General features: G+C 68.1%; 11 protein-coding genes and 1 tRNA gene. 4 read left to right on the top strand and 8 right to left on the bottom strand.

Annotated elements, in window-relative coordinates; translation table 11 throughout:
- Positions 1-567 precede the first annotated feature (567 nt).
- Positions 568-3483, top strand: a complete 2916-nt coding sequence (locus C2L80_RS02940) for a SpaA isopeptide-forming pilin-related protein (protein WP_129589873.1) — start codon at positions 568-570, stop codon at positions 3481-3483.
- Between the two features lie 294 nt (positions 3484-3777).
- Here the strand turns inward: C2L80_RS02940 and fusA are convergent, their stop codons facing one another.
- Positions 3778-5853, bottom strand: coding sequence for an elongation factor G (fusA, locus tag C2L80_RS02935; RefSeq protein WP_169998962.1), 2076 nt, complete (start codon positions 5851-5853; stop codon positions 3778-3780).
- Positions 5854-6788: 935 nt separating this feature from the next.
- Here fusA and C2L80_RS02930 point away from each other — a divergent pair.
- Positions 6789-7130 carry a hypothetical protein gene (locus C2L80_RS02930; protein ID WP_103262603.1) on the top strand — a complete coding sequence of 114 codons (342 nt, stop codon included), beginning with the start codon at positions 6789-6791 and terminating at the stop codon, positions 7128-7130.
- Positions 7131-7214: 84 nt separating this feature from the next.
- Here C2L80_RS02930 and C2L80_RS02925 read toward each other — a convergent pair whose 3' ends face one another.
- The 6 genes from C2L80_RS02925 to C2L80_RS02900 all read right to left on the bottom strand — a co-directional run bounded on the left by C2L80_RS02925 (position 7215) and on the right by C2L80_RS02900 (position 14685).
- Positions 7215-8864, bottom strand: coding sequence for a DUF4179 domain-containing protein (locus C2L80_RS02925; RefSeq protein ID WP_103262602.1), 1650 nt, complete (start codon positions 8862-8864; stop codon positions 7215-7217).
- Positions 8861-9454: an RNA polymerase sigma factor gene (locus C2L80_RS02920; protein WP_103262601.1), complete on the bottom strand. Its 594-nt coding sequence runs from the start codon at positions 9452-9454 to the stop codon at positions 8861-8863. Before C2L80_RS02920 ends, C2L80_RS02925 begins: the two co-directional genes overlap by 4 nt.
- A gap of 428 nt (positions 9455-9882) precedes the next feature.
- Entirely contained in the window at positions 9883-10725 is an 843-nt protein-coding gene (modD, locus tag C2L80_RS02915; RefSeq protein ID WP_092199663.1) for a ModD protein, read from the bottom strand.
- A 244-nt stretch (positions 10726-10969) separates the two neighbouring features.
- Positions 10970-11479, bottom strand: coding sequence for a CBS domain-containing protein (locus C2L80_RS02910; protein WP_087194319.1), 510 nt, complete (start codon positions 11477-11479; stop codon positions 10970-10972).
- Between the two features lie 3 nt (positions 11480-11482).
- Positions 11483-12955, bottom strand: a complete 1473-nt coding sequence (locus C2L80_RS02905) for an MDR family MFS transporter (RefSeq protein ID WP_224758737.1) — start codon at positions 12953-12955, stop codon at positions 11483-11485.
- Between the two features lie 428 nt (positions 12956-13383).
- Positions 13384-14685, bottom strand: a complete 1302-nt coding sequence (locus tag C2L80_RS02900) for an amidohydrolase family protein (protein WP_103262600.1) — start codon at positions 14683-14685, stop codon at positions 13384-13386.
- Between the two features lie 152 nt (positions 14686-14837).
- On the opposite strand from C2L80_RS02900, the gene C2L80_RS02895 reads away from it, so the two are divergent.
- Together C2L80_RS02895 and C2L80_RS02890 are read left to right on the top strand one after the other, a co-directional pair.
- Positions 14838-15680, top strand: a complete 843-nt coding sequence (locus C2L80_RS02895; RefSeq protein ID WP_103262599.1) for an Mrp/NBP35 family ATP-binding protein — start codon at positions 14838-14840, stop codon at positions 15678-15680.
- Between the two features lie 420 nt (positions 15681-16100).
- Positions 16101-16176, top strand: a tRNA-Ala gene (locus C2L80_RS02890).
- Between the two features lie 407 nt (positions 16177-16583).
- Here C2L80_RS02890 and C2L80_RS02885 read toward each other — a convergent pair.
- Positions 16584-16883, bottom strand: coding sequence for a CDP-alcohol phosphatidyltransferase (locus C2L80_RS02885; protein WP_087192745.1), 300 nt, complete (start codon positions 16881-16883; stop codon positions 16584-16586).
- Positions 16884-16901 lie beyond the last annotated feature (18 nt).

The raw sequence follows: 16901 nt of genomic DNA, 5'->3' as shown, positions 1-16901 counted from the left end.
AACCGAACCCCTCGCACCCCGCACTCCTCGCCCCCATGCGACGCCCCCTCACGCCCTCGTCCCTTGCGCGGCGCGCCCCTTCGCTCCCCGCGGAGCGCGCCCCGCTCCCTTTCGTCCCTGCGGGATGCACCCCGCGCGCCCTCCGAGCAACGACCCGTGCATCCCTCGTCCCTTGCGCCTCGCGCGCCTCCGATCCGCGCCCAGCGGCACCCCTCATCCCTTGCACGGCATGCCCCCGATCCGCGCCCAGCGCGTCCCTCCCGTTTCCTACGCGACGCGCCCCGCCCCCTCCGAGCCGCGCCCCTCGCGTCCCTCGTCTTCTGCGGGGTGCGCCCCGCCCCCGAGCCGCATCCCTCGCACCCCTCGCGTTGGACACGCGTCGGATCCGCGAGGGATGCGCAACGGATGCGCGGAAGCCGCACGGCGGCGACGCGCGCGCCCGACGCCAAAACCGCGTCGGATCGAGGCGACTTTCCGCTGGACGCACGCCATGCCCGCGTTAGATGGGCGCGCTATGCTGGGACTGCGAAGCCGCAAAGGCCACAGGCGCAGGGAGAGGGGACAGCCATGGGACGACGCCGCACGTTGGAGACAACGCCGAGAAAGCGGATGCAAGCGAGCGCGAGGGCGAAACCGCCGCTCGGGCGGCGCGCAACGCCGCTCGCGCTCTTGTGCGCCGCAGCGATGGCGTGCGCGGCCCTCCTGCCCTTCTGCGCCCCGCCGCCCGCGCTCGCAATCCCGGACACCATCAGCGGAACCTGCTACGTCGAGTGCACGAACCCCGAGATCGACGGCGCGCAAGGCGGCAACGTGTTCGCCGTGAGCTTCCCCCAGTACGGCATCGAGACGACGGGCTACTGCATCTCAGGCCCCCTGTACGGCACGCCCGTACCGGGGCACTACCCCTTCACGGGCACGCGCACGAGCGATGGAGGCTACCGGATCGTCATCGACTGCTCGGGCGCCGCGATGTACCCCAACCACTCCTCTCCCTTCGGCCCGCAGGACGTCGGAGACTTCGTCATCTACCTGCACGGCAGCTTGGAGGTGGTCAAGCAGGGCGTCGACGGATACGCCGAGGCCGTCCCCGAAGCCACGCTCGCAGGCGCGCGCTACGAGCTCGTGGACGGCGACAGCGCGGTTCAGGCCGTGCTCACGACCGGCTCCGACGGGCGTGCCGAAGCCGCGGAGGTCCCCATCGGAACGTACACGCTGCGCGAGACGGACCCCTCCCACGGCTACGGTTTGGACGAAGGGCCGCAGACCGTCACCGTCAGGGGCGGCCAGACAACGCGGGCCTCCAGCCGAGAGGCCCCGCTTCTCGGCGGCATCGAGGTGGCCAAGTCGTCCTCGATGCCCCACGTCACAAACGGCAACCCCTGCTACTCGCTGTCCGGGGCCGTGTACGGCGTGTACGCCGACGCCGCATGCGAGCGCGAGGTGCAGCGCATCGTCACCGGAGAGGACGGACGCGGAACCGGCGAAGCGACGCTTTGGCCGGGCGAGTACTGGGTCAAGGAGATCGAGCCACCCGCCGGCTACGCCCTCGACGGGCAGGTCCACCCCGTGCGCCTCACCGTGGAGGACTGCCGCCAAAACGTGGCCGTGCGGGTGGATGCAGCCGACGAGCCCCAGCTGAGGCCCGTGGACGTCATCGCAGCCAAGAAAGACGCCGAAACCGGGCAGACGACCGCGCAGGGAGGCGCGACGCTGGCCGGGGCCGTGTTCTCCGTCGAACATTACGCAGGCTCGTTCGGCACGCCCGAAGAGGCCGCCGCGTCGGGGCTCTCCCCCACGTTCTCGGCCACCGTCGTCACGGACGAAGACGGAAGGGCGCGCCTCGACTCCGCGTCGCTGCCGGCGAACTCGGCGGGCGCGGGGCTTCCGCTCGGCACCGTCGTGGTGCGCGAGACGAAGGCGCCCGAAGGCTATCTTCTGGCCGACCCCGCCGCCATCGCCCTGCCCGTGACGGCCGAGGGAACGGGCCCGCTCGCCCCGCTGCTCCACGAGGCCTCCGTACCCGAGCGCATCGTCCGCGGCGACATCGCCGTGCTCAAAGTGGGCGACGGCGAGGGCACCATGGGCGACCAGAGCGTCAAGCGTCCGCTCGCCGGCGTGGCCTTCGACATCCTCGACCCCGAATCCGGGCAGAGCGTCGCCCGCATCGTCACGGACGAGGACGGCTTCGCCACGACCGCAGGCCTGCGCGAAAACGGCCAAGTCGGCGCGCTGCCCTTCGGCACCTACCTCGTGCGGGAGGACCCCTCCACGACGCCCGCAGGCTACGAACCGGTCGCGGAGTTCCGCGCCACCGTGGCCGAAAACGGGCGCACGTACGCCTACACGGTGGAGGACGAGACGGGCACCGTCGTGCGCATCGTCAAGAAGGACGCCGAGACGGGGCGGCGCGTGAACGGGCGCATGACCTTCCGCATCCTCGACGAGCGCAAACAGCCCCTCGCCTTCCAGGTGGGCGCGGGAGGCCCCATCGTCAGCGAGTTCGCCACCGACGAAGAGGGCGTCTGCACGCTGCCCGACAAGCTCAACGGCGGCGGCACGTACTACGTGCAAGAAACCTGCCCGCCTCCCGGCTACGTGCTGAACGACGAGCCTGCGGCGTTCTCCCTGGCCGACCGAGACGAGGAGGGCATCGTCGAAGTGGTCGTGGAAGACCTCCCTCAAACAGGGCGCATCGAGGTGCGCAAGGTCGATGCCGACACGGGCGCGCCCATCGCCCAGCCGGGCATCGTTTGGGAAGTGCGCGCCGTCCAGGACGTCGTGACGGCTGACAGAACCGTGCGCGCCCAGGCGGGCGAGACGGTGGCGCTGTTGGAATCGGACGACGACGGAACGGCGGTGGCCGAGGGCCTTCATCTGGGTGCCTACGTGGTCGTCGAGACGTGCGCACCCGACGGCTACGTGCGCTCCAGCGAGCCCGCATTCGTTCGCCTCGCCTACGGCGACCCCGAGGCCCAAAGCGTCTCCGTCGCCCTCGACGCTCCCAACCGCAAGGCGGCAGGCGTCATCGAGATCGGCAAGACCGATGCCGCTGGCAAAGGGCCCGTCCCCAACGCCGCCTACGAGGTGCGCGCCGCGCACGACATCGTCGCGCCCGACGGCACGACGGCGCTCGCCGCAGGAGAGGTGGCCGCCACGCTCGTCACCGACGAAGAGGGATTCGCATGCAGCGCGCCTCTGCCCCTTGGCTCCTACGAGGTCGTGGAGACGAAGGCTCCCGAAGGATACCTCGTCGACGCCGAGGCGCACCCGGTCGAGCTCGTCTACGAGGGCCAGGACGTCCCCGTCGTGCGCGCGTCCCTCACCCTCGTCGACGAGCCTGTCCCCGCCCCCGAGCCCATCGCCGAAACCGGTGATTCCACCCGCGCGCTCCTCGCGGCCGCCCTGCTCGCCGCCCTGTCCCTCGCTGCAACGGCGTGCGCCGCGCGCCGCGCGCGGGCAAAGCGCTGCCCGAGGCGCGCATAGGAGGCGAGGGGCGAAGAGATGGGAACGCGAAAAGGCGCCGCCCTCTCGGACGGCGCCCGTATTCCGACGATCAGATGCGCAGGTTCGTCGGCCACCTGCCGCAAGCACGTCAACCGGCTGCCGCAAGTCCGTCGGCCACCCGCCGCGGATCCATCAGCCACCTGCCGCGGACCCGCCAACCGGTCGCCGCGAACCCGCCATCCAACCGCGCAAGCCCGCGAATCGCCTGCAAGCCCCAGCCAGCCAACCGTCTGCGAGCGGCAACCGCCCGCAGACCGGCCGTCCAAAGGCCCGTCAGTTGCCCGCGGCGCGCGCGGCTTGATACGCCTCGACGAGCTTCTTGGTCACATCGGCCGGTGCCGGCTCGTAGCCCTCCAACTCGATCGTGTAGGAACCCGACCCGCGCGTGAGGGCGCGCAGATCCTTCGTGTACGACACCACCTCGGCATAGGGCACGCGCACCATGATGACCGTCTCGCCCGCGTCGTTGGAGTCGGTGCCCACGATGCGGCCGCGGCGCGTCGAGATGTCGCCCATCACCGTGCCGGCGTACTCCTCGCCCACCGTCACGTCGAGGTTCGCCATCGGCTCGAGCAGGATGGGGCTGGCCTTCTCGCACGCGGCGCGGAAGCCGATGCGCGCAGCCGTCTTGAACGCCATCTCGTTGGAGTCGACAGCGTGGTACGACCCGTCGTACACGGCCACCTTGATGTCCACCATGGGATAGCCCGCCAAAAAGCCCTCGGCCATGGCGTCCTGCACGCCCTTGTCGATGGCCGGCAAAAAGCCGCGCGGGATCTTGCCGCCCACGATCTCGTCGATGAACTCGTAGCCCTCCCCCTGGTTGGGCTCGAGGCGCAGCCAGCAATCGCCGAACTGGCCCGCGCCGCCCGTCTGCTTCTTGTGACGGCCTTGGGCCTCGGCCACCTTGCAGATCGTCTCGCGGTACGGAACGCGCACAGGCACAAGGCGCGCCTCCACGCCCGTCTGCTCCTTGAGGCGCGCAAGAAGCGTCTCCACCTGGGCCTCGCCCATGGCGGTGACCACCGTCTGGTGCGTCTCCTCGCTGCGGGCCACGCGCAGGGTCGGGTCGTTCTCGATCGCACGCGCCAAGAACGTCCTCAGCTTGTCCTCGTCCTTCTTGTTGACGGCCTCGATGGCCACCGGGTACTGGGGAACGGGCAGCGGCAAGGGGTCGATGGCCACGTCGCCGGACTTCGACAGCGTGTCGCCGGCGCGGGTGTCGGAGAGCTTGGGCACCACGATGATGTCGCCGGCCTTCGCGCTCTTCACGTCGGTCGTCTCCTTGCCCATCATCACGTAGAGGTGCCCGAGGCGGTCCTTTTTGCGCGTGCGCGCGTTGATCAGCTCCATGCCCGGCTCGAGCACGCCCGAGATGACCTTGAGGAAGCTCAGGCGCCCCACGAACGGGTCGGACACCGTCTTGAACACGAACGCGGCGGGCTCGCCCTCTTCGTCAACGAACGTCTCCTCCCCGTTGGCCAGACGGAAGCGTCCGTGATGGCGCGGGTGCGGGAAGTAGGTGCAGATGTCTTCCATAAGGCCCTTGATGCCCTGCTCGATGATCGTGGACCCCACGAACACGGGGATGAACAGCTCCTGCGCGATGGCCTGATCGAGCAGCCGCTCCAACTCCTCCTGCGTCAGCTGCTCCTCGCCGTCGAGGTACTTCATCATCAGCTCGTCGTCGGCCTCGGCCACGAGATCGCACAGCTTGTCGCGCGCCGCGCTCGCCGCGTCGGCGTACTTGGGCGGGATGTCCTCCATGCGCTCGTCGGTGGTTCCGTCCTGGTCGAAGTAGCGCGCCTTCATCCGGATGACGTCGATGACGCCCTTGAAGCCCGCGTCCACGCCGATGGGGATGGTCACGGGGCCCAGGCGCGAGCCGAAGCGCGCGTGCAGAAGCGCCATGGCCGTATCGAAGTCGGCGTTCTCGCGGTCGATGTGGTTGATGAACACGGCGCGCGACAGGCGCATATCCTCGGCCTCACGCCAGAGCTTCGTGGTCATGACCTGCGGGCCCGCCACGGCGTCAACCACGAACAGCGCCATCTCAGCCGCCTGCATGCACGCCAGCGTGTCGCCGACGAAGTCGGGATGGCCCGACGTGTCGAGCAGGTTGATCTTGTAGTCTTTGTAAGGGACGGGAGCGATGGACGTGCCGATCGTGAACTTGCGCCGGATCTCCTCCTCGTCGTAGTCAAGGTAGGATTTCCCGTCGTGGGTCGTGCCCATGCGGGGCGTGCGGCCCGAGACGTGCAGCATCGCCTCGGCAAGCGATGTCTTGCCGGCGCCGTCTTGGCCCACCAGCACGATGTTTCGTACGTGTTCGGTAGCAGGAGCTGCCATGTTGACCACCAACTTTCCGGTTGAGTGGCCCACGCCGTTGCCGTTTTCGTCAAGGCGCGAACCACAGTCGAGCCTTACATCAACACACTCTCACGCGAACAGAAACCTTGCGACTCACAGTGTATCGCATCCGGCACGCCGCACGCTCGAGAACGGAGAATTGGCCGGGAAGAACGGGTTGGGTCGCGACGCTCCTCCGACGCCCCGCGCCCTCTACCCTCGCGTTCGTCGCGCCCCCCGCCCTCCGCACGCCCCCGCCGCGGAGACCGGCGGCGGGTGCAACCTCTCGCGGTAAGAGATCTCGACTTTCTCCCCGATATTTTACCGAAACGCCCCTGCCAAGGCCGGTCTGAGGCTCGAAAGGGTCCGAAACGATAATATTTGGCCGAAAAACCCGCCAGATTTTACCGTAGTGCCCTTGCAAGGGTCGCCGAAGCCTCTCTCTCGGCCACATTCGGTACAATATCGCCATTTTTCTGTCATTTCCTTACCGTTTCACTCCCAGCGCGCCACTCCGGTGGCAACCGTCCCGCGCAGCGGCCGCGCCCGCGCCGACCAAGCCCGCCGTTCCGACAGCGACCACCCCGCGCGACAGCCGACAGCGGCCGACTCGCCGCCCCGACAACCGCCGACTCGCCATCTCGACGACCGCCGGCGCGCCGCCCCCGGCGGCGACCGTCCCGCGCGACAGCCGCTGCGCCCGCCGAACTCCGCAGCACCTCGCCCCACCTCCGACACCCCACGCGCCCAGACGAGGCCGCGCGACGGCGCATCTTTGGAGAAGGCGCGGACAGCGCGTTACCGAACGGTGACGAATGGGCCGACCGCACCGTCGACGGCTCGCTCGCATCGCCGGCGACCCTATAATCGGCACCGAGGCGAAGGAGCGAAGACGCAAAGAGACGGCGAAAGCCGGAAGGGACTGGGGAGGGCCTATGAGCACGCACGAGCCCATCATCGACATCGACCCCGTGTCCAGCGCGCGCGACGGCGCGGCTGGCGCGGCACAAAGCGGTTTTCGGCCGCCCTCGTACGGAGCGCAGGGCAAACGCGGCGCGAGCGCCCCGGAAAGCGCCGTCCGCGCCACCGTCATCGACGGCGGCCCGCCGCCCGCGAAGAGACCCAGCCGCATCGGCGGCGCGGCGCAAACGGTCATCGGCGGCGCGATCATGCTCGTGGGCGTGCCGATGCTCATCCTGCCCGGCCCCGGCTTGCTCGCCATCGGCGGCGGCGCCGTCATCGCCGCGAACGGCGTGAAGAAGATGCTCGGCAGGTAGGCGCGAACCAGCGCCGAACGCGCGCGAACGCAGTCCAAACGAGGCGGGCCCCTTCGCCAAAGGCCCGCCTCTCGCGCATCGCCGCTAGAACGACAGGGTCTGCGCCGCGCCCGCCTCTTCGCGGTACTCGCCGAACGACGCGCGGTACTCGTACTCCGTCAGCCCACGCAGCTCCTCGTCGCCGGCGGCGTAGTAGGACTGGATCACCAACAGCTCTCCGGTTCGGTAGTCGCGCTTCCGATACTCGACGGACGTATGGTAGCCCCAGTACGTCTCTCCAGTTTCCTCGTCGTACCATTCCTCGTACAGCGGCGTCGGCTGCTGCGCGGGCCGCATGCCTCCCGCAAGGCCGAACGGCGTCTGCCACCCGTAGGGCTTGAGCGATATGCTCACCGTGCCGTCGGCAACCTCCCAGCCCGTCAGCTCGTAGCCGCCGTACTCGCTCGTCTCCAGCTTCGTGCCGATCTGCGAGACGTCCACCGTGCGCTCGTTTCGCTCGCTCGCCGCCGCGCGCTCCTCGTCCGTCGCCGATTCCCCGTCGGCCGCGCGCAGCATCGGCGTGAACGTGACGCTGGTCGCGTCGGGCGACAGGCCCGCCAACTCCACCACGTACGCGCCGGCCGGATCGACCCCCGTTCCGTCGCCCGCGCCCACCGGAGTCAGCACGTTGCCCCGATCGTCAGTGATCTTGAGCATGGACGGCGTGATGGAGCCCTCGGCCACGCTGTAGACGGGACGGCCGCTCTCCTCGACGGCCTCCTCTTCGTCGTTGCGCACCACCATGACGCACCCCAGCTCGGAGGCTGTGAAGCGCTGGATCCCCAGGGTCTTCTCCCCCTCGCTCGTGGCGAACGAAAGGTCCTGCGCGCCCAGCTCTCGCGGCTGCGCCACCGTGCTCAGGTCGAGGCCCACGTCGAACACGAAGGGCTCGGCGCCCCCTTCGGAAGGCTCGGAGAAGCCCCAGCTCGCCGAGCCCTCCAACGCGATATGCACCTGGTCGGGCAGCGTCGCCTCCGGCACGATGCGCTGCATGACCCTCACCTTGCCGTCCTCCTGATACGCGTCCAACAGGAAGACGGAGCCGCTTCCAAGGGATTCGCCATCGCTTGTCAGCTCGAAGGAGAAGCGCGGGGCAAGGCGCTCCAAGCGCGCCCACTCGCTCTCCTGCGAGCCTTCGTAGACCGCCTGCTCGGCCAGGTCGAAGCCGCCCTCCTTCTCCAGCGTGAAGAACAGGTTGACGATGCTGCGGTCGCACGACACGGAATCGAGCGTCACCCGCACCCCTTCGACCTCGACTGCTTCTCCCACCTCGGCGTTCAGGCTGGACACGCCCTCTTGCAGGCTGTCGTACACCGGCAGGTTCTTGCCGCCGGCGAAAAACGGCGCGTCTCCCGGCTGCATCTGCAGAAGCGCAGTCGCCGCGAACGCGGCCCCGCCCAGCAGCGCGACGGTCGCAGCCGCCGCGGCCACCAAAACGCCGCGGCGCACGGCGCGGCCGCCCGCCGACGCGCCGCGGGCCGCACGGGCATTCGAGCGGCATTCCCCCGGCCCCTGCCGCTTCGAGGCCTCCGAAGCCCCCGAAGCTGATGCCGGACGATCCTGGGAGATGGATCCCAGCGACGCGTACACGTCGTCGAGCTTGGCCTGCGCCTCGCGCGGCAGCGGACCCGCATCCAGCGCGTCGGCCACCGCCCGCCGCAACTCGTCCTCGTCGTCGAAGTTCTTCCAACTCATCGCGCCACCTCGGCTTCCTTGCTCGATCCGTCCCTGTAAGCAGCCTTGAACCGATCGCGCGCCCGCGACAGGCGGGTGCGCACTGCACCCTCCGACACGTTCATGATCTGGGATATCTGGCGCACGGGGAAATCGTTCACGTAGAACAGCACGAGCACGAGCCGGTCGTCGGCCGCAAGGCGTCCGAGGGCGTCGCGCACGTCGAGCGCTTCGTCCCGGTCGGAATCGCGCGCTTGGGCGCCGCCCGCCAGCGCCCGTTCGGCCGACGGCTCCCACGACACGTCCGCACCCTCCGCGTCGATGTCGAAGGCGCCCATCGCGCACGGCGTCTCGCGCTTGCGCGTCTGCCTCAGGTCGTAGCACGTCCGCAGCAGGATGCGCATGAGCCACGTGCCCACAGCACTGCGGCCGCCGAAGCGCGGCATGGCGCGCCATGCCTTGACCGCCGTCTCCTGCAGCGCGTCGGACGCGTCGTCCACGTTGCCGAGCACCGCCATCGCAGCACGCCACAGCGGCTGCTTGCTGCGCTCGAACAACGCGGCGAACGCTTCTCCGTCGCCCTTTCGAGCTCGCTGTATCAGATCGTCCACGCACGCGCCCCTTTCAAGATCGGTTGCCCATTAGACGCGCCCGACAACGAAAAGGTTACACCCGATCCGAGAAAACCGCGCGGGAAGCCTACGGGCCGTGCGACGGGCGCGTCTGCGAATGCCGAACGCCGCAGCCGCCCCGACATCACAACCTCGTTGTTTTGGCGGGTTTTGACGGAAAACCGCCCTAGAAGACGGCGAATCGCGGCTCTTTCAGCATCGAAGCTTCCCGAGCCTCCACATTTCCCCTGTTCAGAGATGCGGCACGATCTCCATCCGGCAAAGCGGCCGCGAAGCGACCATGGTTTTCCGTCAAAACCCGCCACGAACCGGCCTTCTCCGCGCGCAGCGAGCGGCAAGCATCTGCGCACGGGACGTCGCCCAAGCGGCAGTGCCCCGAACGCCGCGCCCAAAGCGGCCCCGCGCCCTCACGCGCGGCGCATGCGCACGCTCATGTCGAGCGGCTTGGCGGCGAAAGGCGCCGTCGTCGCCAGCCCGTCCACGCCGCAGGCGGCGTACGCGCCCGCATTCTGCAGGTTGATGCCGCCCGCCGCGATGAGCGTCAAACGCGGATCGATCTCCCGCAGCTCCTTCACCAGCGCGGCGAGCTCGTCCACCGGCACCTTGTCGAACTGGATGCCGTCCACGCCCGCGCGCGCCAGCACGCGCGCCCGCTCGGCGTCGGCCTCCACGAACAGCTTCTTCTCGATGCAGCGTCCCTTGATGGCGGGCAGCTGCCCCACGAACGCCTCGAACCCGCCGAAGAACGTCAGGTGGTGGTCGAACACGAGCACCGTCTCGGACAGCCCCAGCCGGTGCGGGAACGCGCCACCCGCCATCACCGCGCTTGTGAGCAGGTCTTTCGCACCCGGCATGCTCTTGCGCGTGGTTAGCACCTCGCAACGCGGGTTCGCCTCGTGCGCCGCGTCCACCATCGCGCGCGTCTTGGTGGCCACCGCCGAGAGGTGGTCGAACAGGTTCAGGCACACCTTCCACGCCGCATGCAGATCGAGCGCGCGGCCCCTCACGACCATGAATGTCTCGCCAGCCGCGATGCGCTCGCCGTCGCGCGCGCACGACGCCACCTCGCACCCCAGCCTTTCCGCGACCCGGCGCGCCACCTGCGCGCCGGCCAGCACGCAGTCCTCGCGCGTGTAGTACTCCATCTCCCCCGGCTCTTCGCCGATGCCGAGCACCGCGCACGTCAGATCGACATAGGGCACGTCCTCGGCCACGAAGCCGTCCACGCGCGCATCCGAGATCCGCAGCATGCCGCTCCCTTCCCTTTCTCGCTCTCGACCGCCGCGCAATCTGCCCGACGGCGCACGGCCCGCCAGCCCGTACCGTCGGACGCCGCACATTCTATCTCCGATCAAGGATAAGCGTTCGCGCCGCTCGTTTCCAGCTGCACTTTCGGTGCAGGTCCCCATCGCCGGCGTTCAAAGACCGGGAAGAGGAAGAGGGCGGCGGGCGCATCCGCGCGGCACCCGCCGAAGCCCGCCTCTTCCGACTAGCTCATTCTCCGAACAGCAGCGCGAACACATGGCGCATGATGCTCGTCCGGCGCACCACGCCTATCAGCCGACCGTCCCCGTCGATGACCGGCAGCTTCTTGAACTTCTTCTTGGAGAGCAATCCCGCAACCCTGCCGATCGGTTGCTCGGGCGTCGCGCACACCACCTTGCGAGTCGCGAGCTCCATCACGTTTCGATGCTTGAGCTCGCGCGCCTTGCGGTCGAGCGGCTCGTCGTCGAAGTACAGCATGGTGGCCTCCCCGCCGTTGAAGACGGAGCGCGTTTTGTGGGCGGCGATGGCGCGCATGATGTCGCCATCGCTAATGAAGCCCACCACGCGCCGCTCGCCATCGACAACCGGAAGGCTGCTCACACCGCGCTCGACGAGCAGACGCGTCACCTCGCCGAGGTTTGCGTCGAAGCGACACGAGTACGCCTCCTCCATGATCTCGCCCACCGTCGCATCGCCTGTCGCGAACGTCCCCTTCGAACGCTCCTCGTTCCCCGCCATGGCTCACGCCTCCTTCTCGATCGTGCCGCATTCCATCTCGCAACCGCAGGGACGCCCCTCTGGCGCACGCCGTTTCGCCGCGCGCACCTTCGCCACGCACAGCGCAAGCGCCACAGCGGATATCGCCGCGCACACGCCGTAGGCAACCCCTACGCCCTGCGCCGTGGACGCCTGCACCCCTGCCGCAGCATTCGACGCGGTCACGCCCGTCATCACCGTCACGATAAGCGCCGTCGAGATGGCCCCGGCCACCTGCCGTCCCGTGTTGGCCACGGCGTTGCCGTGCGCGATCATATCGTTCGGAAGCGCGTTCACGCCCCATGTGTTGAGGGGCATGTTCGCCAGCGCCTGGCCGGACGCCTGCAACGCGCACAAAACCGTCACGACGAGGACGGATGTGCCGACATTCACCTGAGAGAGCGCGGCCAAAGCGCCCGTGAACAGCGCGAGGCCCGCGATGCCGATGCCACGCGGGCCGAACCGATCGAACACGATGCCCGAAACGGGACTGATGAAGATGCCCACCGCGGCAGCCGGCAGCATGATCATACCGGTCTCGAACGCGCTCACCCCCAGCGAGGTCTGCAGATAGATGGGAAGCGTCACGTTCGTCACGGCGGCGGCCGCGTTGATAAGCGTGACCAGGATGGCCGCCGAGCGGAACACGGGAGTCTTCAGGGTGTCGATGCGCAGCAAAGGCTCCGAAAGCCTGCGCTGGCGCCGAACGAACGCCACGAGGGCAACCACGCCCACCGCGATGGGGGCCACGACGAGCGGGCTGCCCCACCCCAAACTCGACGCACTCGAAAAACCGTACAGCATGCCTCCGAACGCGACCGTGGACAGAAGAACAGAAGGCAGGTCGAGGCGAGGATCCTTGAGCTCGCCCACGTTGTCGAGCAAAAACCAGCTGGCCACAGCGATGATCAGCACCAGGGGGACGATAGCCCAGAACATAAGCCGCCAACCGAACGCATCGATGATGGCCCCGCCCGCCACGGGCCCCACAGCCGGACCGGCCGACATCACGATGCCCGCCATGCCCATGGCAGTCCCGCGCTTCTCCGGTGGAAAGACGAGCATGGGCACCACGGCCACGAGCGGCAGCTGCACGCCCGCACCGGCGGCCTGCAGCACGCGCCCCGCCAAAAGGACGCCGAAACTCGGCGCCACAGCGCACAGCACCGTGCCCGCAGCGAACACCGCCAGCGACGCAAAGAACAGCCTGCGCGTCGAGAACTTGTCGATAAGATAACCCGATATCGGAACCATGATGCCGTTGACCAGCATGTATATACTGGTCACCCACTGGGCGTCGCCCGCTCCCACGCCGAAGGTCTGCATAAGACCCGGCAGAGCCGGTGACATGACCGTCTGGTTGAGCAAGGCCAAAAAGGCGCCGGCCACCACCACGCCCACGATAATGATCTCATGGCGAGTCGCTTTCGAAGCGCTCACCTGCGCATTCACACCCACAATACTGTCATCGCCTTTCGTCGAACCCTCCAGCGCACCCAACGACGCACGAGACGTGCGAAGTCGCCGGGCGCCCCGCGAGACTCCTTGCATGCCGTTATGATAGAAAGGAAGATCGCCCAAGATCGGGCGGCGCGTCTTATACGCGCATCGACGAAAGAGCAAGCGACGCGTTGTCCACGGCGCGTTCGCGTTCGCTTTCGACGAACGCGAACGCGTCCAAAACGCGAGTGCGACGATATGCTCGAACAACTTCGCTCATAAGGGTGAGCACCTTAAAATCGAAAGGCCGTCCTGTCAACCCGCTTCATACAGTCAACAAGACGGCCCCGCGCCTTAAAGACGCGGCAAGAGCGCGGCAAAAGGACGGCCCCCGCCGCCCCTCGCCACCCGCGCGCTGCGGCCGCGCGGCTCCGCGCCCTCGCGGCTCACAGCTCGCCGACGATGCGCCGCGTGCGGGCGGCCACCTCGGCTTTCGCGCGCTCCGCGTCCACAAGCGGCCACTGCCCGTCGCGATACACCACGCGCCCGTCGCACATGGTGAGGCACACGTCCGCCCCATGGCCGGCGTACACCACGTTCACAAGCGGGTTCGTCATCGGCGTCCACGACGGCCCCGCCACGTCGAGCACGCAGAGATCCGCGCGCGCGCCCACGCCCACGTACCCGCAGTCCTCGCGGCCCTGCGACAGCGCACCTGTGCGCGTGGCGGCGGCGAGCGCCTGCTTCGGCGAGATCGCGGTCGGATCGCACGCGGCCCCCTTCGCCGAAAGCGCCAGCAGATAGAGGTCCTGCATCATGTCGTGGTTGTTGTTCGAGGCCATGCCGTCGGTGCCCAGGCACACGCGCACCCCGCGCTCAAGCATCTTCGAGACGGGCGCGAATCCGCTGCCCAGCTTCATGTTGGACGCGGGGTTCGCCGCCACGAACACGCCGCGACGGGCCAGCACCTCGATGTCCTCATCGTCCACCCACACGCAGTGCGCCGCCGTCGTCGGGCAGTCGAACAGCCCCAGGCTCTCGAAGTAGCGCACGGGCGTGAGGCCGCCGTGACGCTCCTTGCACTCCTCGTGCTCGAGCCGCGTCTCGGACACGTGCACCTGCACGCGCAGGCCCCGCTCCTTCGCGTACGCCGCCAGATCGGCCACGGCCCGCGGGTTCGACGTGTACTCGGCGTGGACGTTGCAGTCCACCACGATCCTTCCGTCGGCCGCGCCCTGCAGATCGCGCGTCAGCCGATCAAGGCTGCCCTTCACCGGCAGCTCGTCCAATCCCTCGCCGTCGAACGCCAGAAGCGAGTCGGAGAGGTTCATCTTGACACCCGCGTCGATGGCCGCCCGCGCGCCCTCCTCCATATGATAGTACATGTCCGAGAAGCCCACGCACCCGTAGCGCGCCATCTCGATGCACGAAAGCAGCGTGCCCCAATAGCAGTCCTCGGGCGTGATCTTGGCCTCGAAAGGAAACACCAGGTCGTTGAGCCACGCCTGCAAGGGAAGATCCTCCGCGTAGCCCCGCAGCAGCGTCATGGGCGCATGCGCGTGCGCGTTGTAGAAGGCGGGCATGAGCAGTTTGCCGCGCCCGTCGTACACCTCGCCGAACGACGCGGCCTCCCCCTCTTCCGGCGCGGCGCCGCCCACGTAGGCGATGTGCCCGTCGCGCACGCCCACCCATTGGTGCGCCCGAAAGTCCAGGTTCTCGTCGAGAAGATCGATGTCAGCAAACAGCATGCCCCGCTCCTTCGCCTCCGCGCCGCGTCGCGCGAGTCCGATTCGGTCCAACGTTTCAGTCCAACGTAGTATAAACCTTGTGCTATGATCGCGGTACAACGAGAGGCGCGCCCGCCCCGCAGGCGGGCGTTGACGACGTGAAAGAAGGAGCCATGACAGAAGAATGCACGCATGAGTGCGGCAGCTGCGGCGTGTCCGGCTGCGGCGAGCGCACAGCGCAGGGCCCGGCGACCATCGCCGCGAACGCCCGCTCGAACATCCACCACGTCATCGGCGTGGTGTCAGGCAAGGGCGGCGTGGGCAAATCCCTCGTGACCAGCCTGCTGGCCAGCGAGATGCGCAAGCGCGGCAAGCGGGTGGGCATCCTCGACGCCGACGTCACCGGCCCGTCCATACCCAAGACGTTCGGCATCACGAATCCGCTCACGGCCGATGCCGACGGCATCCTGCCCGCCCAGGCGCAAAGCGGCATCAAGGTGGTGTCCACGAACCTGATGCTTCCGAAGGACGACGTGCCCGTCGCTTGGCGCGGCCCGGTGGTGTCCAACGCCATCAAGCAGTTCTACAGCGAGGTCAGCTGGGGCGAGATCGACTACCTGTTCGTCGACATGCCTCCGGGAACCTCCGACGTGCTGCTCACCGTGTTCCAGTCGCTGCCGGTGGACGGCATCGTCACCGTGTCGGCGCCGCAAGAGCTCGTGGCCATGATCGTGGGCAAGGCCGTGAACCTCGCGCACGACATGGACGTCGCGCTTTTGGGCCTCGTGGAGAACATGGCCTACTTCAAGTGCGACGATTGCGGCAAGGAGCACCACATCTTCGGCGAGCCGCAGGGCGCGGCCGTGGCCGAGCGCTACAACATCCCCGCCTACGCCACGCTGCCCATCGACCCCGCCTTCGCACGCCTGTGCGACGCGGGCAAGGTGGAAGACTACGACGTGGCCGGCGCGCTCGATCCCGTCATCGCCCAAATCGAGAAGGTCGGCGCCGAGTAGCCCGACGAAAACGACGCCGGCCAACCTGTCGCGGCGTCCCAGATCGAACGCGCGAAGGGCCCCGCTCAGGGGCCCTTCGCATGCGCGGTTGCGCACTCCCCTTGACCCGTCGGCCCTCCGGCTGCCCTTCCCCTCCTTCCGCGCGTCGACCCTGCGCCCCCACCCCCGTCGCGCGCCTGAACTCAGCGACAAGGACGAGCGAGCTGGACACGCATGCAAGATCGGCGATCCGGTGCCGATCTCAACCTGCGAACGGAAAATGCGGCTACATGCCCCGCTCCCACCGTGCCGCCGCGCCTGAGCTGCACCCCGCTCCTCGCTCCCACTCCCGCACCCCGCTCCCGCGAATCGTTGAAAATATTTTCAAAAAAGTCCTTGACCCTCAACGCGCTTCCGCTATACTGAATCTCGCACTTTTTCGGGGCCTTAGCTCAGCTGGGAGAGCGCATGGCTGGCAGCCATGAGGTCAGGGGTTCGATCCCCCTAGGCTCCACCACTTGTCATCGAGCCGGATCGCAGATCCGGCTCGTTTTGCGTTCCGGCCAACAGAAGCCCCGCCACCGATCTTTCGACCGCAGCGCAAAGCCAGCCCGCAAAGTCGGCCATCCGGCCGTCCCCCCTGCCACGCTTCGCACGCAATACGTCTCCCATTTGCGATCCTCCATCGGCGCGCACGCTGCGCCTCAGAGAAACGCTCGGTCGTGAATAGCGAACACGGAATGGCGAATCGCGCAACGCCTAGCGCGCGCTTGAATGCGCGGACGAAGGCAGCGCGCCAAACCCCGCCGTCGGCACCCTGCGGCCCCAAAGCACGACCGCCGTCCACGTGCCAGCACCCGCCACCCAGGCAGACCCCTCAAAACGATCGGGGGCGGCTGCTTTCAGCAGCCGCCCCCGTATCCGTCACTCCGCTTTCTCGGATGCGTAGAACGTGGCCTTGTCGAACACGTCGGCGATCGACTTCCCATCCGCGAACGGCAGGGTCAAAAACTCGCTCAGCGTCGGCACCAGCTCGCTCGCATCGACGTAGTGGCCCTTCTCGTTGAGCTTCGTCGTGTCCTGCGCCCGCCAGTACTGGTCGTTCACATCGGTGAGGTAGTACGTCGCGCCGTCGACCTCCATGTACACGGAATGCTTCGCGTGCAGATAGGTCGGCAGCTCGTCGAAGGACACGTCAAGCGCCTCGGCTGCTTTCGTTCCCATAGCGACCCCTTTCGTCCG

The sequence above is a fragment of the Rubneribacter badeniensis genome, assembly GCF_002899695.1.
GTDB lineage: Bacteria > Actinomycetota > Coriobacteriia > Coriobacteriales > Eggerthellaceae > Rubneribacter > Rubneribacter badeniensis.
This window is presented reverse-complemented; position numbering and strand designations above follow the sequence as displayed.